The organism is Nocardia salmonicida NBRC 13393 (assembly GCF_001613085.1).
Lineage (GTDB): Bacteria > Actinomycetota > Actinomycetes > Mycobacteriales > Mycobacteriaceae > Nocardia > Nocardia salmonicida.
This window is the reverse complement of record NZ_BDBR01000016.1, coordinates 186,525-205,485: the sequence shown is the minus strand read 5'-3', so window position 1 is coordinate 205,485 and position 18,961 is coordinate 186,525. Positions and strand designations below refer to the sequence as shown.

Below are 18,961 nucleotides of genomic sequence, written 5' to 3'. Positions count from 1 at the left end.
CCACCGGTCACCGGGGGCGGCTTCGGCGGCTCGGGATACGGGGCGGCGTCGGACTCGTCCGGCCGATGCCGTCTGCCGCCACCGACAGCGGGCAGCGCACCGGAGCCGAACATCTCGGCGATACCAGGATCGACCGGCTGTGCGGGCCCGCCCGGCACGCCGAGCCGACCCGGACCACGGCCCGCACGAGAGCCGGTGTCGCGGGCTTCGGCGCGGAACGGACCGAACGGATCCGACGACGGTCGCTGTTCGCCGAGACCGAGTGGATCGGGCGCGGAGTACCCCGCGTCGGGATCGAATCGGGTGATCGGGCCCGACATCGGCGAGAAGGCCGGTTCGGCCGGGCCGGGCGGCGGGTAGGGGGCGGGCTGATAACTCGCGGGCGGCTCGTAGGTCGGCGCGGGTTCGGGTGCGTAGGTCGGCGCGGGGACATAGGCGGGCGGGGGTTCCGGCGCGGGCGGGGCGGGCGCGGCGTGCGAATTCGGCTTCACCGCCGCGTTCTCGCCGGTCAGATCATTGACCGAGAGCCCGCGACCACTGCGCCGCCGTCGTCCACCGCCGCCGGAAGCAGCGGGCGCGGCCCCCTGCGCGGCATTGCGAGCCAGCAGCTCGGCGACCGATAGCTGCTTCGAATCCTCACTGCTCATGCCGACTCCACTTCCGCGACCGGCGTGACCGGCGGCACCGCAGCCGGTCCACCTCCGTTGGGCTCGGAGTCCAGTTTGCGCAAGATAAGGCCTTCGCGCAGCGCCCATGGGCAGATTTCGATGCTGTCGAGCGATAACGCCCGCATACTCGCCTCCGCGACCAATGCTCCGGCCACCAATTGCTGGGACCGGTCCGAACTCACGCCCTCCAGTTCCGCGCGGTCCGAGGCGGTCATCCGAGAGATGAACGCGATCAGCTGGCGCAGACCGGAGCTGGTCAGTGTACGTCGCACCCGAGGGCCGGCGGCCGAGGGTGCCGCGCCGGTCAACCGGGCCAGCGAACGGAATGTCTTCGAGGTACCGACAGCCAGGTCGGGCTTGCCTGCCTCGACGAGGGTCTTGGACGGGACCACCAGTTCGGCGTCGAGCCAGTCGCGCAGGACCGCGATCTTGCGCTTGCCCGGCGGGTCGTCGCGCAGCCACTCCCTGGTGAGCCTGCCCGCGCCGAGTTGCAGCGACAGCGCCACATCGGGTTCTTCGTCGCCCCCGTTGGACAGCTCGAGCGAGCCGCCGCCGATGTCGAGGTTGATGATCCGCCCCGCGCTCCAGCCGAACCAGCGGCGCACCGCGAGGAACGTCAGGCGGGCCTCGTCCGCGCCGGTGAGCACCTGCAGATCGACCCCGGTCATGGACCGCACGCGAGCGAGTACTTCCTCGGAATTGGTCGCCTCACGCAGAGCGGAGGTGGCGAACGGCATCAGCTCGACGCATTTGGAATTGCGGGCCAGATCGGCGAACTCGAGGATGGTCGCGACCAGTCGGGCCTCGCCCTCTTCGGTGATCCGGCCCATCGAGTCCATGCTCTCCGACAGGCGCAACGCCGACTTCGACGAGCTCATCGGCATCGGGTGCCCACCACGATGGGCGTCCACCACGAGCAGGTGGACGGTATTGCTTCCGACATCGAGAACACCAAGCCGCACACGAATACGGTACTTGGTGATCCGGTACCACAGGCCAGGCGACTGAACTGTTAGCGTCAGCAGCTGTGACCGAAGGCGCATCTGGCACCGCGGAGACCGGGCTACGACCTGGGCGAAAGATCGATCCTGCCCCGGAAGTCGAGCTCGATTTCCCACGGGAGTGGATCGAGTTCACCGACCCAGCAAACGACGAGCACCAGATCGTCGCCGATCTGACGTGGCTGCTGTCGCGCTGGACGTGTGTGTTCGGCACGCCCGCCTGCCAGGGCATCATCGCCGAACGGCCCGACGACGGCTGCTGCTCGCACGGCGCGTTCCTCGCCGACAAGGACGATCGCAAACGCCTCAACGGTGCTGTGAAGATGCTCACACCCGAGGACTGGCAGCTGATGAGCGAGGCCACCGAGCACGGCAAAGTCGTCAAGAAGGGTTACCTCGAACTCGACGAACTCGAGGACGAACCGGCCTTGCGCACCCGCCGCTTCGACGGCGCCTGCATCTTCCTCAACCGGCCCGGTTTCGCCGCGGGCCCCGGTTGCGCGCTGCACATCATGGCGGTGCGCAAGGGCATCGAACCCCTGGAAGTGAAGCCGGACGTGTGCTGGCAGCTGCCGATCCGGCGGACCCAGGATTGGGTGGAACGCCCCGACGGCGTGCAGATCCTGCGCACCGTGGTCACCGAATACGACCGGCGCGGCTGGGGTCCCGGCGGCCTGGATCTGGATTGGTACTGCACCGGCTCCCCCGATGCCCACGTCGGCGCGAAGCCGGTCTGGCAGTCCTACGGCCCGGAGCTGCGTGAGTTGCTCGGTGCGCCCGCCTACGACGAACTCTCCCGGCACTGCCGCCGACGCGAGGGTCTCGGGCTGGTCGCGGTGCATCCGGCCACGGTGGAAGCCGAGCGGATGAACCCTGGATCTCACGGATCGAATCACTCGGAGTGAAAACCTCGTAACCATTCGGTTCATCTGTAGGTCGTGCATCTGTCACCGAACTCGGGTTGGATAGCTGTCCATGTCCAAGAAAGCGATCTACGCAGCGACCCTCGCGATCGGCGCGACCCTCTCCATGACCGGCCTGGCCAATGCCGAACCGAACGGTGATCCGGCCGCGTACGCGGACTTCACGGCCGACTTCGTGAATTACAACGACCCGGCGGCGATCGACGCCGCCAAGAACGGCAAATACATCATCATCTCCACGATGGGCACCTCCTCGCCCATCGGCTGCCGCGGCAACGGCGCCGACGTGCCGATCTACGACTGCAAGCAGTTCGACGGCGTGGAAGTGGTCTCCCTGAAGAAGATCGACACCCCCCTCGGCACCGCGTGGAGCGTGTTGTAAAAGTCCTCCCGCTCGTCAGCGAACGAAAGGTCCCGTCGGAAATCCGACGGGACCTTTTCATTGAGCCGCACCCGCGTGTCTCCCCGCGCCTGAATCCGGCCAAGAGTCGCGGGGAGGGCGGTCAAGCTTCGAGCTTGTAGCCGAGTCCTCGCACAGTCACCAGGTGTTCCGGCTTGGCCGGGTCGGCTTCGATCTTCGAGCGCAGGCGCTTGACGTGCACGTCGAGGGTCTTGGTGTCGCCCACGTAGTCGGCGCCCCATACCCGGTCGATCAGTTGTCCGCGGGTGAGCACGCGACCGGAGTTGCGGAGCAGGTACTCGAGCAGGTCGAACTCCTTGAGCGGCAAGGTGACCTGACCACCGTTGACGTGCACGGTGTGCCGGTCCACATCCATCCGCACCGGTCCCGCCTCGAGCACGCCGTTCTCGCTGCCCGAATCCAGCTCGTCACCGGCGCCGCGACGCAGCACGGCCCGGATCCGCGCGATCAGCTCGCGCGCCGAGTACGGCTTGGTGACGTAGTCGTCGGCGCCAAGTTCCAGTCCGACGACCTTGTCGATCTCGCTGTCGCGCGCGGTCACCATGATCACCGGCACGCCGCTGCGCGTGCGCAACTGCTTGCACACGTCGGTGCCGCTCATGCCGGGCAGCATCAGGTCGAGCAGCACGATATCGGCGCCGGAGCGGTCGAATTCGGCCAGCGCGGACGGACCGTCGCCGACGACGGTGACGTCGAAGCCTTCCTTGCGAAGCAGGAACGCCAGCGGCTCGGCCAGCGAATCCTCGTCTTCGACGATCAACACACTCGTCATCTGCGTGCCTCCACACCGTTCGTTCGTCCCGCGAGAGTGCGCGGGACGGTGGTTTCTCTCGTGGTGGACTCCGGCGTCTGTTCCGCGTCCTCGTCACCATCGGTTTCCAGATGAGCGGGGATGCGCAGCGTGAACGTCGAGCCGGTGCCCAGTTTGCTCCACAGGGTTATTTCACCGTTGTGATTGGCCGCCACGTGTTTCACGATGGCCAGGCCGAGCCCGGTGCCGCCGGTCGATCGGGAACGGGCCTTGTCGGAGCGGAAGAACCGCTCGAACACCCGTTCCTGATCTTCCTTGGCGATCCCGATGCCGCGATCGGTGACCGCCATCGCGACATGATCGCCGCGCAGCGACCGGCTCACCGACACATGCGAACCCTGTGGCGAATACGCGATCGCGTTCTCCACCAGATTCGACAGCGCGGTAACCAGCAACGTTTCGTCGCCCAGCACTTCCAGCCCACTCGGCCGGTCGGTGCTGACGGTGATGCCCGCGGCCTCGGCGGCGGTGCGCGAGCGGTCGACCGCCTGCTGCACCACCGTGTCGACGTCGACCACGGCCAGATCGGGCAGTTTCTCGGCGCCCTGCAAACGCGACAGCGCGATCAGCTCGGTCACCATCTTGCCCAGGCGTCGCGATTCCCCGAGTACACGGGAACCGAAGTGGCGCACGGCTTCGGGATCGTCGGCCGATTCCAGCATGGCCTCGGCCAGCAGGCTCATCGCGCCGACGGGGGTCTTGAGTTCATGGCTCACGTTGGCGACGAAATCGCGCCGGGTGGCCTCCATGCGGGCCTGCTCGGAATCGTCGTCGGCGAACAGCACGACGAAGCTGGTTTCCTCGCGGGAGAGCTTGCGGGCCACGCCACGCACGGCGATCCGGCCGCGGCCGGGTAGCGGGTTCTTGGCGGTGAGGTCGTATTCGGCGGACTCACCGGTCGCCAGCACCTTCTCCACGGCCGCCCACGCGCGTTCGTCGAGCAACCGGTTGCGGACCAACCCGAGTTCCTCGGCGCGCGGATTCACCAGCACCACATCGCGGTATTCGTCGACAACGGCGATGCCGGATTCGGACGCGAGCACGATCAGGTCGAGCACCTGCGACATCGTCAGCCCGGTGTCTTCCTGGGTACGGGCGGCTTGCCTGGCATTGACGAACGGGATCAGCAGGCCCCCGACTGCCAGCCCGACGACAGCCGCGAGGACTGCCAACAGCACTGCCTGCGGAACACTCACAAGATTGATCGTACGAGTGCGGACCGACATAACGTCGGCGGGTCGGCGAAGTTTCACGCAGGTCACAGGCACTTGGTATGGCGTTCTTTTGCCGTTCACCCGGCAGGCACCTGAGGCTCCGCCGGGCGTGTCAGTTCGGCGGTTCGCCGTACATGGCGGTGGTCACCGCGGGCCCGTGCCGGTCGACCCATACACCGAGCGCATAAATCGGACCGAGCAGATCGTGGCCAGCGTCGGTGAGTTCGTATTCGACTCGCGGCGGCGCTTCGGCATACCGACGCCTGCGTACAAGCGTCATCTTCTCCATGCGCCGCAACGTCTGGGTGAGCATCTTCTGACTGATCCCGCCCGCGCCCGCGAGAAGTTCGCTGTGACGTTGCGGACCATCGCGCAGCAGGTACACCACCACCGGCAGCCACGAATTCGCGAACAGGTCCACGGCCAGCCGCGCCGGACAGTCGGCCTCGTAGGCACCGTAGGGCGGGTACTGCACCGATTCAGCGGTGGTCATGGGTACCAGCGTGCCACCGCCGAAAGGCACCCGCAGGTGCCTTTCGGTCTTTCTAGCGTCGGTGTGGTCGATGCGATCAAGCTCGGCACCTGCCAATCACAGGAGTTCTCATGCGAATCGGAATCATCGGTGCGGGCGCGATGGCGGCCGCGATGGGCGGCGGCTGGGCCGCGGCGGGTCACGAGGTGCGGATCGGCGCCCGCTCGGCCGACGCGGCGGGAGCACTCGCGGCCGAGATCAACGCGATCCGTGGCGCGGGACCGGAGGCCGACAGGGCGAGCGGAACGGCTGCCGCGCCGGTCGACGTGCGAGCGGCGACGATCGGCGAGGCGATCGCCTTCGCCGATGTAGTGCTGTTCGCGGTGCCGGTCAGCGCCCTCACCGAACTGCTCGCCGCGCACGGCCCCGATCTGGCCGGAAAGACCGTCATCGACTGCACGAACGCGTTCATGCCCGACGAATCCGCACCCGACGGAGTGACCGCGTTCGTCCTGAGCGAGGAAGCGGTAGCGGAACGCATCGCCTGGGACGCACCGAACGCCCACGTGGTCAAGGCTTTCAATCTGCTCGCCGCCGAGGTATGGGCGGGCGCCGACCGCGTCTTCGACGGTGCGCGGCTGGCCGTCCCGATCTGCGGCGACGACCCGGCGGCGGTACAGACGGTGGCCCGGCTCGCCGAAGACCTTGCCCTGCAACCATTTATCGCGGGTGGCTTGCACCGGGCCAGGTACTTGGAGACGACCTCGGTCTTCACCGTCGGCCTCTGGTTCGGCGGCCTCGACGCCCGCGCGATGCTGCCCCCGCTGTCGGCGGCCTTCGCGGTCGCCGACGCCTGAATGCCGAAGGCCCTGGCGCTACCGATCTTCCGGTTGCGCCAGGGCCGACGACTCGACTACGCCGCGATCCCGAGGTCGCCGTGGCCTCGGACTCAGTCGTCGTGCGAACCGGCGCTCACGATGGCCTCGATCGCGTCGATCAGGCGTTGCTTGTCCGCCGGTTCGATGTGCAGATCCCGGTACCGCTGGTAGGTCAGATAGCGTCCGTCGTCCGCCACATCGAGCCACGTCAGATATCGCGGCGACGTCGGTCGTTCGGCATGCAAACCGACCCTGACCTCGATGCGTCCGTACGCGGCGCGGTCGGCCGCGGTGAGCCGGTGCATGCGAGCGGCGACGGAATCGGCTGGGCGCTGCCAGGATTCGAAGTGCGCGGCCAGCCGGTCGACGTCCTCGACGAGATGTCCCGCGCGTCCGGCGGGCTGCTCGCCGAGGAAGGTGGCGAAAGCCCGCGCCACCATTGTGGCGCTGCCCGAGAACACCTCGACGCTGTTGTCGTCGTACTGCCGGATCACGACGCCGCGCTCCCCTGACCGCGCACCGTAAGCCCGCAGCCGGGGTCCCGCCTCGTCGAACACCGCCATAGAGGTCTCGGGTCTGGCCGCATGCCGCAGTACCGCGGTCAGGTCCGGGTCGGCGTCGGTGGGCCAGCGCTGTGCCGCGGCCCGTGCGAGCTCCTCGTACCGATCCTGGGTGGCGGCTGCCGAGAACACCGTGAGCGGGAAGGGGTACCGGTCGTCATCGACCTCCCCCTGCCACACGTGCGCGAACTCGTCGGCGGTGAAAGTCCAGCTCACGAGTCACCCGTTTGGTCCGCGAGGCGGGTCGCGGGTGCGTCCGCGCCGATAGCTTCGGGCACTGTCGGCCGTTCCTCGCCGAGCAACTCGGGTTGGACACCGCGAAGATAGTCGGGCGCCTGGTGTTCCTGCTCGTCGTCTTTGCCGCCGCCGCGCGCGCCGGGCGCACCCATCATGCCCGGACTCATCCCGCGTCCGGCCGAGGCCGCACCGGAAGTGCCAGCAGCCGTGAGGCTTTGAACGGCACCGGCGGTCGGGCGCCCGGCAACGGGCGCGCCTGGCGTGCTGGCGCCCTGGTTCGAACCACCGGGCGATCCCGACCCCGGAGATCCGGAACCCGGCGATCCTGAGCCCGGCGGCCCACCGGATGGGTTGGTGCCCGGCGTGGTCGAGGCAGGAGTAGTGCTCGCTGGGTTCGTACTGTCCTCCCCCTGAGAATCGTCGGTGCCGCTGTCCTCGGTATCCGTGCCTGCTGTAGTTGTCTCGTCGTCGGTCGTCGTGCCGGGCTGGGTGGTCTCCTCGGTGGTGCCAGGGTCCTCGGAAGTCCCCGCGTCAGTGCTGTTTCCACCGTCGCCGCTGGTGGTACCACCGTTGTCCGACCCACCGCCGCCCGTACCCTGTCCGTTGGCGCCGACGGTGCCGGGCTGGGTCGGTGCGACGAAGGTCGGCACGTTCTCGCCTGCGGGACCATAGGTCGGCTTGTAGGTCTGGTTCATCGCCGCGATCGCCTCGAGGCGCCGGTTCTCCTTCTCGCGGGCGATCGCTGCCGCCCCATCGGGAACCGCCAGCTCCGTCAGACTCGCGGGCACCGAGGTACCCACGTTCGTCCCCTCGGTCGAGGAGACCGGTGCCGGCACAGCCACTTTCACCGCCTCCGCACCATAAGCCGCGGCCTTCACCCGATGCCCGACCGCGGACAGCACCGTGTACACATCCGTCGCCTCGGTGATGAACCGCCGCCCGGCGGCTTCTCCCGCCGACGCGAACGCACCGTCCAGGCTCGACGACGCGCGCCCCGTCTGCAGCATCAACCCGGTTACCGCACCGGATATCTCCGTGAACATCGCGACCCACTTGTCGCCGAACTGCTGCATCACACCCGGCTGCATCTGCTGCACGGCGTTGTAGATGTCCTCGTGCGAAAGACCCTCGAAGACTTCCCAACTCCCGCTCTGAATGTAGGCCGGATCGGTTCCCCCGTGGCTGAGCGAGCTCTGCTGCTTCTCGGCACCTGACTGCTGCTGATTCCCGTTGGCCGTCGGTACGAGCGGTACCCCGAATGTTGTCGACAGAATGTCCGTCAGCGGAACTTGCGTTCCTCCCCCGTCCGCCATGGTCAGTTCTCCTTACCGATGGATTTCTCTACTGCCGAGGCGATTTCCATGATGTTGGCGCAGGGGTCGAGGTTCTGGCGTAGGCCTGAGCTCAGGACACCGGTCCACATCAGCAGAACGCCGACCTTCGTCTCCATCTGCACATGGCACTCGTTCTCGCTCCCGGGCTCACCTTTGCCGAACCCAGCCCTGCGGCCGTTTACCACCGTCGGCTCCAGCCAGCTGCCGTTCTTCTTCAGGTTTTCATCCCAGGTGATGTTTCCCGAGTCCAGACCCAGCGACATGGTGTTGTCCGGATTGCGGAAAGTACAGGTCAAGAACGTATATTCCGCGACCACGTCCGGCCCCCGCTTGCGCGACGCGGACTCGAAGCCCACCGACTCGATATCGGACGCGCCGATCCAGGTGCACGGGTCGAAGACGACCTTTGGACGCCCGGTCGATTGCGTGTACTTGTTGTCCTGGGACGGCGGTTGTAGCTTCGGGTCGGTCAACGTCGGAGGTGCCGTCTGAGCCGTCGCCAATTGGGTCGGCACTCCCACTCCCGACTGGCTCTGAGCATCGGGAACCGTCGATTCCCCACAGGCTGCCAGAGCCGAAGCAAGCACGACGCAACAGGCGACTTTTCTTGATCTCATTTCGCTCCTACGCTCCTTTATCGCGCGACTGCGCTCAATGCGGCAGCGTTGAGCTCGTCCGCTTCGCCAAGGATGCCCGCAGCCTGCAGGTATCCGTCCGCCATTGCTCGTGCCGCCACGCCCATCTGTTCCAGCACTTGCCTGGCCGATTCCGCTTTGTTGGCAAAACCGACCTGCAATTGCTGTGCGGAATCGAGCAGGCCAAACCCTTGGATGGACTTCAGATGTCGAGCCTCATCGACCCACTCATCGCAGGCCGCCGCGAACCGCAGATACGCCCCAGCCACCTCCCGCGCGGCATCCGGCTCCATCGTCAACTGCCCCGACGAAGCCGCGTTCCACAGCTGCGCCGCAGCATCCCCACCGATAGCCACTGAGCTCCCCTCCCAAGATCGAGCATCGACCGGCAGTTTAGCGCCGACTCGACCACGGTGAACAGCTCGCCGAATACATCACCCTGACCTGCGGCTCATTCGACAGACGTCACAGGCCGAGGACCTCCGCCACCGATACCTGGCCGCCCACTACATCGTCGAGGATCTGGAAGATCGGACGGAACCGAACGCTGCTTCGTTGCGTCTAATCAGGCGAGTACTACCGAAAGATGCTGAGGGGACAGGTGGCGACGACGCTTGCACGGTATCCGAATCACCAACTGCCGCTACGGACCCGCTGACGGCCGCGAAGCCGCCGAGCGACAAGAATCACTTCCGCCGAACTATCTCGAACACTGGAGAGCAATGCTCGAGGCTGACATCGACCAAATACGTGCCCTCGCGGTGAAACTCACCAACGCGGGCGAGAGCATCGACGCGTTGGACGTCCGTTCCGGCGCGAGTTCGTTGGATGCGGCGCTCCCGGGTGGCACGAATGACGCGACCTTCTTGATTCCCGAAGCCGCCGCCCAGGCAGCACTGGCTGTCGAGGGCGCGTTCTTGCGGGCGGCCGAGCGCTACAAGCAGGTGTCCACGCTGTGCACCACTTGCGCCGACAACTTGCAGATGACCGACGAAGAGTTCGACCGGAAGCTGTCCGAACTGGACGTGCACAATGCATAAGCGTTCAGCTGTCGAGAAATGGGACCTCGAAGCCGTCAAGACGTGGGGTACCCAGGTCGCATCTGCGCGCGGTGCGCTGATGGTGTGCGCCGATACCACGATGACCCACATGCGGGACATGCAAGCCAGTTGGGCCGGGGCGGCCTACCTGGCGGCGTATGACCGCGTGGCAGGCGATCACCTCCAGGTCCAGAAGCTGGCAATGGAGGTCGACGAGCTCGTCACCGTCATCAACGAGCAAGTCGACAACGTTGTTTCGCATCGCACGACGCTGCTGAGCAAAGTATCCGACGCGCAGGGCCTCGGTATGACGATCGACGACGTGTGGAAGGTGATGGACTACGACAACGTCGAAGCCGACGTGCGTCGCGACCACCAGCAGTTGATCAACAACGCACTGTTCCCGTTCGAGGACGCCGTCACCAAGGCAGTTCAGGCCATCACCGGCCAAGCCACCGAGATTCGGTCGGCAGGCGATCTACTCGGTTCCAGTTTGGATGTCAGCGCGGCCGATACCCAGGCCGGGCGCTTCGGCAAGGACGACGGTACCGAGCTCGCCGAAGCGGTCAAGAACCATGACAAGGCCAAGATCGACGAGATCCTCGCGCAGATGCCGCAGCCGGCGCTCTCCCAATTCGAGATCGACCAGCTGGCCGCGGGCAACGAGGTGAATACCCTTCCGCAGAGCACGCAGGACTACTACAAGACATTCCTCCAGTCGGCGGGCAAAGACGGCATCCTCGGCCTGAACGAACAGCTGCTGGCACGAGAGTCCGCCGGCGACACCACCGCGGCCGCGCAACGAAACAACCTCGCCAACACCGTGCTCGCGATGACCAACGAGAAGGTGAGCACCAGCAACGGATCCAAGGGCTCGTACTCGAACCTGCCCCCCGACCTCCAAAACCTCGTCTCCGGTCGCGCCGAGGACTTCACCGGTGCCTACAACGGCGAGAACCAACTGGTCAACCGCTATCAGGAACTCGGCCAGTTCAGCCAACTCCTGAACCAGTCCGATCCAGGCATGCAACCCGGCAAGCAGCTCGGCGTCGAACTCGGTAAGCAGAGCGAAAGCATCACGGCCTACCTCGACAACATCGACTCGAACAACGCGAAGCACATGCCCCCCGGCTTCAGCGAAGAAGATCGTGTGACGATGGAGGAGGGCGCACAGAGTTTCTTGGAAGTCGCCACCCGCAACGACGATGTGAGCTACTCGCTGCTGACAGGCAACGATATGCCGGACTCACCCGAGATCGGATCCGAGTACAAGAACGATCGCCCGTTCGACGCCGAAGAATTCCGGAACACGATCTTCCGAAACGAGTGGCCTGATGACGGCCAGGCCGCATCGGGACTGTTGGACTGGATCGCCGAGGACACCCACAAGCCCGGCGAGGAAGGGTTGCGAGCGAACGAGGCCCTCGCCGCACTTCCCGAATACTTCGCACCCTCCGGCGACGCACCCGACGGGTCCGCATCCGAACGCCCAGAACTGAAAGACGAGGACGGCAAAACCGTCTTCAACCGAAGCGTCGACGCGTTCAATACGAACCCGAAACTCGCCGACTCCATGGCGCATATCATGGGCAGCAATATCGACTCGTATGTCTCCGGCCACGCGCAGGAGAGCGGACTCGTCGATGACCCGACCTTGCCGGGAACCAACAATCGGCTGGCTGAACTTTCAGTCACAGACGCAAACCGCATGCTGTTCCTGGCCGGACAATCCGAAGGTGGCCGACTCATGCTCGAAGTGAGCCGTCAAGAATACGAGGCAAACACAATCGGTCAAGCGTTGGCCGAAGGTGGCGACAACCCGACCAAGTGGTTGGCGACCAACGCGCCCAATCTTGCCGAACTCGACGGCCGCTATACGAATGCGATCAACAACGCACTGACGTGGCAGGACGAGCAGAACGCCCAGACCAGCTTCGATGAAAAGACCAAGACGTTCGAGAACCGGCAACAGGCAGCGGAGATCGTGAAGTCCCTGACACTGGACAACTTGGAGATCCCCGGGAAATCCCCTGCCGGAGTGATCGGAAATGAAGTGTTCGGAGTCTTGAAGGACGAGGGATACAATGCGGCTATGGAGAAATGGAACCCCGAGCCGGAAAAGGAAGGCTTGGTTCCACCTAACTCCGAAGCATTGACCACCCGCTCCGAAAACGAAGTTCGAAGCATTATCCTCCAGGAAATGATGAAGGAGGGAACGCTCCCCACCTTCGGTATCGATTCACACGGAAACCGAATCGACTACCTCGACTCCAATGGTCGAATCGTTGACGTCGGAGAAATGTCAGGATCGGCATTGACGGCCCTGAACAGCACTCTGGCCGATCGTGGAATGCAAGATTATGTCACCAGATACGGGCAAGCACATTCGACCGCATTAAATACTGGTTTGATATCAGATCCATCGAGGGTGAAAGAATACGTGACAGGCAAGGCGGAGTCGAAGTGAGGCAGACAATAGAACGACCGAAATGGTATGACGCCGCAGCAGTCACAGCGGTACTTGCCTGCATACTGACAGCGGGCTGTTCGTCGAATTCCGGTGAGACCGAAGGGGAAGCCGCAACGACAACGGTATCCGTTTCGGTAGCCTTCGACCCATGCAAGGACCTTACGGTCGGGTTCATCGAGAAATACGGTTTGAAGGCTCCGGGCAGGGTAGCGAAAGAGCCGATGATGTCACTGAGGGATGCTCAGGGGTGCTACTTCGAGACGAACGTAGCCGAATATTCCAGGGTAACTATTGGGCTCAACGACGCGCGCCTCGGCTCAGCTGATGAACTCGAACACCCGCCTAGGCGCAAGGTGACGATCGCAGATCGTCCCGCCGAAATGTTGAGCTGGCGGGAAAGGCCCGGCCAAGCCGGCAAACCGACCTGCTCGATCCAAATCCAGTTGGCTCGCGACTCTCTGTTCATCTTCTATAGCGACGGGATGTTGCCGCTGCCCGATGACGACTACTCCTGCCGCAGAGCCATGGAGATGGGGGAAGACCTCGTGCGGATGATCGAAGCACACAGGTGACATGCTCGGCACCGAACAGAGCCGCTTGAGCGAGCCCCCCGCTCGCTCAAGCGGCGATGCCCAGTCCCAGGGCAACCACGACCGGCGCCAGGTAGAGCACCGGGAACGCCACGGTCTTGTACGACCGCGCCCGCAGCACCGTCACCACCGCACCCGCGAAGTACAGGATCAGCCCGATCGCGGCGAGAACCCCGATCACCGGCACGAACAGGCCGACCAGCAGCCCGATCGACCCGAGGGCTTTGGCGATTCCCAGTGGCGTCCACCAGGTCTGCGGGACGCCGTATTCCACCAGCGGCTCCACTACGAACGGCGCCCGGCGCAGCAGTGAGAACGCCGAGAACCCCACCCACAGTGCGGCGACGACGGTGACGATGACGTAGGCGGTGAACATGGCGTAACTCCTTCGGCAACCGCGCGTTTCGCGGATCTACCGAGGTGACGACACAGCCGACGCGAGTGTGACATCGCCCCGGACAGCACAACGGCCTCACACCGTCGAACGGTGTGAGGCCGAGGCGTTGGAGTTACTTGCCGCCCTGATTGGCGACAGCGGCGGCACCGGCGGCAGCGGCAGCCGGGTCCAGGTACTCGGCGGCCTTCACCGGACGCATGCTCTCGTCCAGCTCGTAGACCAGCGGGATGCCGGTGGGGATGTTCAGGCCGGAGATGTCCTCGTCCGAAATGCCGTCGAGGTGCTTCACCAGCGCGCGCAGCGAGTTACCGTGCGCGGCGACCAGCACGGTCTTGCCGGTCAGCAGTTCCTTGGAGATGGTGTCTTCCCAGTACGGGACCATCCGCTTGACGACGTCGAGCAGGCACTCGGTCTTCGGGACCTCGATGCCCGCGTAGCGCGGGTCGCCTTCCTGGCTGTACGGGTTGTCGGGCTGGATCGGCGGCGGCGGGGTGTCGTAGCTGCGACGCCACAGCATGAACTGCTCCTGGCCGTACTGCTCGCGGACCTGCTCCTTGTTCTTGCCCTGCAGGTCGCCGTAGTGGCGCTCGTTGAGGCGCCAGTCGCGCACGACCGGGATCCACAGCCGGTCGGCGGTGCCGAGGGCGTTGTCGGCGGTGCTGATCGCGCGGCGCAGCAGCGAGGTGTAGACGATGTCGGGCAGGATGCCTGCCTCTTTGAGCAGCTCTCCGGCCCGTTTACCCTCGGCGATGCCCTTGTCGGTGAGTTGCACGTCCACCCAGCCGGTGAACAGGTTGAGGGCGTTCCATTCGCTCTCGCCGTGGCGCAGCAGCACGAGGGTGTAGGTCATAGGGGTCATTCTGACATTTCGACGATGTCAGGCCCACTCCACCTCGTCGAAGCCGATGCTCAGCTCGTAGGGTCCGCCTTTGACCAGCGCGTCGACCTGTAATCGCGACGCCACCGAGTCGACTTCGCGCACTACGGCGCACACCCCTTGGAACGGACCCTCCGGAATATGGACGACATCGCCCGGCACGTAGTCGGCAGCCACCTCATCGAGGCTACGCGCGCCGACGACCAGGCATAACGAACGCGCCGAGCGCATCGCCGGTCGGACCGAAGAGTCCTCACACCGCCTCAGCTCTCGGCTGCTTCGACCGCGAGCACCCCCGCACCGACGAGCGTGGCCCCCTCGCTCAGCGTCGACAGTTCCACCGACAGTTCCTCGATGAACTCGAGCCGCGAATGCCTGGCAACGGCAGCCCGCAACGGTCCCCACAGCGGCTCCCCCGAATGCGCGAACCCACCGCTGATCACCACCCGATCCACATCCAGCAGCGCGGCCGCCGACGAGATCGCCTGCCCCAGGGCGGTTCCCGCTCGAGCCAGGGCGGCAAGCGCGATCGGCTCACCACCACGCGCGTTCTCGGCGAGCTCGACGCCGCTGCCGCCCACCCAGCCACGCGCACGTGCCCACCGCACCGACGACATCCCGCTCGCCACCGCCTCCACGCACCCGACTCCCCCACAGGGACAAGCGGTGTCGTCGCCGGGCACCACGATGTGCCCGAGGTGACCGGCATTGCCCGTGCGCCCCACCACGACTCGCCCGTCGGCGATGATCCCCCCACCGACCCCCGACGACACCGTCAGGGCCAACCCGTTGTCCACCCCACGCAACCCACCGACTCGATGCTCGGCCAGCACCAGACACGCGCCGTCGATCGCCAACCGCACCACCGCATTCGGGAACAGCGCCCGCACCTGTTCGACGATCGCGAACCCGTCCCGCCACGCCGCGAGGTTCAACGGCCGGATCACCCCGGCGGGCACGTCGACCGGTCCGGCCGAACCGATCCCGACCGCGCTCACCTCGTTGTCACCTGCCACAGCGACCAGAAGCTGCCGACAGGTCGCCCACGGGTCGTCCGAGGCAGCGGCCGCCCGGCGCACCCTGTGCAGCCCGTAGTGCGGGTCCACAACTCCCGCGGCGAATTTCGTCGCCCCGATATCGAGCGCAAGCACCGCCATCACCACTCCTATCTACCGCATCGGGCCTGACCGGCGCCGGTTACGGCCATCGCTGATGTGAAGCGTCACAAGGTGTGGCACGCGACACTTTGACTACTGGTCGGTACAGATCACCGGTTTTCGTTAGATACTTCTGCACGGGTCGGGTCGTTTCGTTGGGCAGCACTACTGTTGATGAAGGAAAGCTGTGTCGAAAATCGCTGTATTGGTGTTGAGTCTGCTCTCAGTGGGCTTGTTCGCCGCACCTGCGGGTGCGAACCCGCTCTATCCGACGCCGGATCCGGATCCGTTCTTCACCGCACCGGCTGACATCAGCGCGCTGGCACCCGGCGATGTCGTGCGGACCCGCCACATCGACACCTGGATGTACCCGGGCACCGAAGGACACCAGGTGGCCTTCCGGTCCACCAACTCGGCGGGCAACGCGATCATGGGCATCACCACGGTGTTGCTGCCGGTCGGCGTGAAGAACCCGCCGCTGGTGTCCTACCAGGCGCTGATCAACTCCATCGGCACCCGCTGCAACCCCTCGCAGTCGCTGTTCAACGGCGAACTGCAGGACGCGCCCGGCGCCATGCTGCCGTTGGCGCGCGGCTGGGCGATCTCGGTGCCCGACTACCTCGGCCCGACGGTGGCCTACGGTGCGGCCAAGCTCAGCGGCATGGTCACCCTCGACAGCGTGCGGGCCGTGCAGAAGGTCGCCGAGCTGGGTGTGGGTTCCTCGCCGGTCGCGATCGCCGGCTACTCCGGTGGCGGCATGGCCACCGCGTGGGCGGGCGCACTGCAGCCCACCTACGCGCCGGAGCTCAAGCTCGCGGCCGTGGTGTCCGGTGGCATCCCCGCCGACCTCGAGTTGATGGCCGACGCACTGGGTTTCGCGCCGCACCCCGGCTTCGGCCTCGCCTTCGCTGCCGCGATGGGCATTGAGCGCGAGTACCCCGATCGGGTGCCGGTGTCGGACCAGCTCAATGAAAACGGCCTGTGGTTCCGGGAATTCACCAAGGACGCGTGCCGTCGCTTCCTGCTGTTCCACGGCGCCCTGCGCAACGCCGACCAGATGGCGGCGTCCAAGGAGCTGTTGGGCAGCCAGGTGGCCCGTGGCGTGCTGCGCGAGAACAGCCTCGTGCACTTCGAGGGCGTGCCGACCGCACCCACCTACATCTGGCAGGGCAAGTACGACACCCTGACCCCGTACGGTCCGGTCGCCGAGTCCGTCGCCCACTGGTGTGGCGCGGGTGCGCAGGTGCAGTTCACCACCGTCGAGATCTCCGAGCACCTGACCGCTGCCGCGGCGGGCTTCCCCGATGCTTGGAACTACGTCGAGGCCCGTTTCCGCAACGAACCGGTCCCGACCAACTGCTGAGCTGAGAAACGATGCCGGACAGGAACTCTCCTGTCCGGCATCGTTTTGTTTTCAGACCTTGTCGGCGTCGTCGATGATGTGCTCGAAGGCGCGCAGATTCTTCAGCGACTCACCCCGCGAGACGCGCCACTTCCATTCCTTGCGAATGGATTCGGCGAAACCGAGCTCGAGCAGCATGTTGAAGTCGTTGTCGACGGCTTCGAGGATCTGGCCGAAGACGCGGTCGAGTTCGTCGGCGGTGACCGACTCGGCGGACATGCGGCCGACCAGGTAGATGTCGCCGACATTGTCGAGGGTGTAGGCCACCCCGTAGAGGCGGCGGTTGCGCCGCAGCAGGTATTTGTAGACGCCTTCGAAGTTCTCGTCGGACTTGCGGCAGACGAAGCATTCGATGCGAACCCCGTGCTTGCCGACGGTCAGCATCACCGTGGTCTTCAGCTTGCGCTCACCCGGCAGCACGACGATGAACGTGTCGTCACCGTGGCGGGTGTATTCGATCTCGCGATCGCGCAGCGTGTCGTCGATGATCTGTGAAACGGCGCTCACCTGCGTGCTCCCGTCCGGCGCCGCCACAGCGCCCGCGATCTGGCCTGACCTGTCTCGCCCGCGTGCAGGGCGATCGGTCCGCGTTCGGCGCGGAATCCGGCCATCGCGGCAGCGTAGCTGTCGAGCAGCCCGTCGGCGGTGTGCGCCCAGGAGAACCGGCTCGCGTGCTCGACGGCGGTCGCGCCCATACGGGTCAGCCGGTCGGGATCGTCGAGCAGGGCGGCCAGCGCGTCGGCCCAGTCGGGCGTGCGATGCCCCGGCACCAGCAGGCCGGATTCGTGGTTGCGAACCGCGGTGCCGAGACCGCCGACATCGGCGGCGAGCACCGGAGTGCCGCTGGCCTGTGCCTCGATGGCGACCAGGCCGAAGGATTCGTTGTAGCTGGGCACCGCGACCACGTCGGCCGCGCGATACACCTGCACGAGCTTGTCGGCGGGCTGCGGCGGCAGGAACGTGACCCGGTCGGCGATGCCGAGATCGGCGGCCAGTTCGATCAGCGCGTGCGGCTTGGCCAGCCCGGTACCGGACGGCCCGCCCACGATCAGCACACGCAGCCTGCGGCTCGGATCACGGCTCAGGAGCTCGGCCGCGGCCCGCACGAGCACATCGGGGGCCTTGAGCGGCTGGATCCGGCCGACGAACGCGACGATCTGGTCGTCGGTGCGCAGACCGAGTTCGGTGCGTGCGGCGAGCTTGTCGCCGGGGCGGTATCGGGTCAGGTCGGCGCCGGGGGGCACCACGTCGATGCGGTCGGGTGAGGCGCCGTAGAGGTCGACGAGCTGATGGGCTTCGTCACCGGTGTTGGCGACGAGCCGATCGGACTCGGCGATCACCTGCTTCTCGCCGATCACCCTGGTTTCGGGCTCGGGGGTATCGCCCTCGGCCAGCGCGGCGTTCTTCACCGCGGCGAGGGTGTGCGCGGTGTGCACCAGCGGCACCCGCCAGCGATCGCGCGCGAGCCAACCGACCTGGCCGGAGAGCCAGTAGTGCGAGTGCACGAGGTCGTAGTAGCCGGGCAGGTGGCGCGCTTCCTGACGCAGTACCTCGGCGGTGAACGGACACAGCTGGGTGGGCAGCTCGTGCTTGTCGAGTCCCTCGAACGGGCCCGCGACCACGTTGCGCACGATCACGCCGGGTCCGGCCTCGGCGACCGGCGGCAGCTCCGACGAGGTCGCGCGGGTGAAGATCTCCACCTCGGTGCCCCGTTTGGCCAGCTCGAGCGCGGTCTGCAGCACGTAGACATTCATCCCGCCCGCGTCCCCGGTGCCGGGCTGCGCCAGCGGCGAGGTATGCACCGATAGCACCGCGATGCGATGGGGCAAGAGTTCGGGATGACGCTGGCTCACACCTTCCAGTGTGCACGCCGC

General features: G+C 66.0%; 21 protein-coding genes and 1 pseudogene. 7 read left to right on the top strand and 15 right to left on the bottom strand.

Going from position 1 to position 18,961, the window contains the following annotated elements:
- A pseudogene (locus NS1_RS18910) lies at window positions 1–647 on the bottom strand (hypothetical protein); the annotation flags it as partial.
- The gene (locus NS1_RS18905) at window positions 644–1,630 is read right to left on the bottom strand and encodes a Ppx/GppA family phosphatase (protein WP_056816203.1); all 987 of its coding nucleotides are present in this window, start codon (window positions 1,628–1,630) and stop codon (window positions 644–646) included. The gene NS1_RS18905 and the pseudogene NS1_RS18910, both read right to left, overlap by 4 nt.
- Window positions 1,631–1,749: 119 nt before the next feature.
- On the opposite strand from NS1_RS18905, the gene NS1_RS18900 reads away from it, so the two are divergent.
- Window positions 1,750–2,574, top strand: coding sequence for a DUF3109 family protein (locus NS1_RS18900; protein WP_062986465.1), 825 nt, complete (start codon window positions 1,750–1,752; stop codon window positions 2,572–2,574).
- A 70-nt stretch (window positions 2,575–2,644) separates the two neighbouring features.
- A complete protein-coding gene (locus tag NS1_RS18895) occupies window positions 2,645–2,974 on the top strand; it encodes a hypothetical protein (protein WP_062986404.1) in 330 nt (109 codons plus the stop codon).
- A 121-nt stretch (window positions 2,975–3,095) separates the two neighbouring features.
- Here NS1_RS18895 and NS1_RS18890 read toward each other — a convergent pair whose 3' ends face one another.
- The 3 genes from NS1_RS18890 to NS1_RS18880 form a co-directional block, all read right to left on the bottom strand.
- Window positions 3,096–3,785 (bottom strand): response regulator, encoded by a 690-nt coding sequence (locus tag NS1_RS18890; RefSeq protein ID WP_056814516.1) that lies wholly within the window; start codon window positions 3,783–3,785, stop codon window positions 3,096–3,098.
- A complete protein-coding gene (locus NS1_RS18885; protein WP_056816211.1) occupies window positions 3,782–5,020 on the bottom strand; it encodes a sensor histidine kinase in 1,239 nt (412 codons plus the stop codon). Before NS1_RS18885 ends, NS1_RS18890 begins: the two co-directional genes overlap by 4 nt.
- Window positions 5,021–5,150: 130 nt before the next feature.
- A complete protein-coding gene (locus tag NS1_RS18880) occupies window positions 5,151–5,531 on the bottom strand; it encodes a winged helix-turn-helix transcriptional regulator (RefSeq protein ID WP_062986463.1) in 381 nt (126 codons plus the stop codon).
- A gap of 110 nt (window positions 5,532–5,641) precedes the next feature.
- On the opposite strand from NS1_RS18880, the gene NS1_RS18875 reads away from it, so the two are divergent.
- Entirely contained in the window at window positions 5,642–6,367 is a 726-nt protein-coding gene (locus NS1_RS18875) for an NADPH-dependent F420 reductase (RefSeq protein ID WP_062986402.1), read from the top strand.
- A gap of 92 nt (window positions 6,368–6,459) precedes the next feature.
- Here NS1_RS18875 and NS1_RS18870 read toward each other — a convergent pair whose 3' ends face one another.
- Genes NS1_RS18870 through NS1_RS18855 form a run of 4 tightly spaced genes read right to left on the bottom strand, consistent with a single transcriptional unit; the run spans window position 6,460 to window position 9,510 of the window.
- Window positions 6,460–7,164 carry an ESX secretion-associated protein EspG gene (locus NS1_RS18870; protein ID WP_062986400.1) on the bottom strand — a complete coding sequence of 235 codons (705 nt, stop codon included), beginning with the start codon at window positions 7,162–7,164 and terminating at the stop codon, window positions 6,460–6,462.
- Window positions 7,161–8,498 (bottom strand): hypothetical protein, encoded by a 1,338-nt coding sequence (locus tag NS1_RS18865; RefSeq protein WP_062986399.1) that lies wholly within the window; start codon window positions 8,496–8,498, stop codon window positions 7,161–7,163. Before NS1_RS18865 ends, NS1_RS18870 begins: the two co-directional genes overlap by 4 nt.
- Window positions 8,499–8,500: 2 nt before the next feature.
- Window positions 8,501–9,136, bottom strand: coding sequence for a DUF3558 domain-containing protein (locus NS1_RS18860; protein WP_084503823.1), 636 nt, complete (start codon window positions 9,134–9,136; stop codon window positions 8,501–8,503).
- 17 nt (window positions 9,137–9,153) lie between these two features.
- A complete protein-coding gene (locus NS1_RS18855; RefSeq protein WP_062986395.1) occupies window positions 9,154–9,510 on the bottom strand; it encodes a hypothetical protein in 357 nt (118 codons plus the stop codon).
- A 366-nt stretch (window positions 9,511–9,876) separates the two neighbouring features.
- Between NS1_RS18855 and NS1_RS18850 the strand changes: the two genes are divergently transcribed.
- From NS1_RS18850 to NS1_RS39090, 3 genes are read left to right on the top strand one after another with little or no spacing between them, the layout of a single operon-like run.
- On the top strand, window positions 9,877–10,194 hold the full coding sequence (locus tag NS1_RS18850) for a hypothetical protein (protein ID WP_063816189.1): 318 nt from the start codon (window positions 9,877–9,879) through the stop codon (window positions 10,192–10,194).
- A complete protein-coding gene (locus NS1_RS18845; RefSeq protein ID WP_062986391.1) occupies window positions 10,187–12,661 on the top strand; it encodes a TPR repeat domain-containing protein in 2,475 nt (824 codons plus the stop codon). Before NS1_RS18850 ends, NS1_RS18845 begins: the two co-directional genes overlap by 8 nt.
- Window positions 12,658–13,236: a DUF3558 family protein gene (locus NS1_RS39090; RefSeq protein WP_169812797.1), complete on the top strand. Its 579-nt coding sequence runs from the start codon at window positions 12,658–12,660 to the stop codon at window positions 13,234–13,236. Before NS1_RS18845 ends, NS1_RS39090 begins: the two co-directional genes overlap by 4 nt.
- 46 nt (window positions 13,237–13,282) lie before the next feature.
- Here NS1_RS39090 and NS1_RS18835 read toward each other — a convergent pair whose 3' ends face one another.
- From NS1_RS18835 to NS1_RS18820, 4 genes are all read right to left on the bottom strand, one after another.
- The gene (locus NS1_RS18835) at window positions 13,283–13,630 is read right to left on the bottom strand and encodes a DoxX family protein (protein ID WP_062986387.1); all 348 of its coding nucleotides are present in this window, start codon (window positions 13,628–13,630) and stop codon (window positions 13,283–13,285) included.
- A 133-nt stretch (window positions 13,631–13,763) separates the two neighbouring features.
- Window positions 13,764–14,501, bottom strand: a complete 738-nt coding sequence (locus NS1_RS18830) for a phosphoglyceromutase (protein WP_062986384.1) — start codon at window positions 14,499–14,501, stop codon at window positions 13,764–13,766.
- Between the two features lie 27 nt (window positions 14,502–14,528).
- Window positions 14,529–14,705, bottom strand: coding sequence for a KOW domain-containing RNA-binding protein (locus NS1_RS18825; RefSeq protein WP_228537169.1), 177 nt, complete (start codon window positions 14,703–14,705; stop codon window positions 14,529–14,531).
- Between the two features lie 86 nt (window positions 14,706–14,791).
- The gene (locus NS1_RS18820) at window positions 14,792–15,685 is read right to left on the bottom strand and encodes an ROK family protein (RefSeq protein ID WP_062986460.1); all 894 of its coding nucleotides are present in this window, start codon (window positions 15,683–15,685) and stop codon (window positions 14,792–14,794) included.
- A 187-nt stretch (window positions 15,686–15,872) separates the two neighbouring features.
- Here NS1_RS18820 and NS1_RS18815 point away from each other — a divergent pair, with 187 nt between their 5' ends.
- Entirely contained in the window at window positions 15,873–17,048 is a 1,176-nt protein-coding gene (locus tag NS1_RS18815) for a lipase family protein (RefSeq protein ID WP_084503821.1), read from the top strand.
- A 51-nt stretch (window positions 17,049–17,099) separates the two neighbouring features.
- Here NS1_RS18815 and NS1_RS18810 read toward each other — a convergent pair whose 3' ends face one another.
- Both NS1_RS18810 and mshA read right to left on the bottom strand, forming a co-directional pair.
- Complete coding sequence (locus tag NS1_RS18810; RefSeq protein ID WP_062986457.1) at window positions 17,100–17,594, bottom strand: type III secretion system chaperone family protein; 495 nt, start codon at window positions 17,592–17,594, stop codon at window positions 17,100–17,102.
- Window positions 17,591–18,949 carry a D-inositol-3-phosphate glycosyltransferase gene (gene mshA / locus NS1_RS18805; RefSeq protein ID WP_174562664.1) on the bottom strand — a complete coding sequence of 453 codons (1,359 nt, stop codon included), beginning with the start codon at window positions 18,947–18,949 and terminating at the stop codon, window positions 17,591–17,593. Before mshA ends, NS1_RS18810 begins: the two co-directional genes overlap by 4 nt.
- Window positions 18,950–18,961 lie beyond the last annotated feature (12 nt).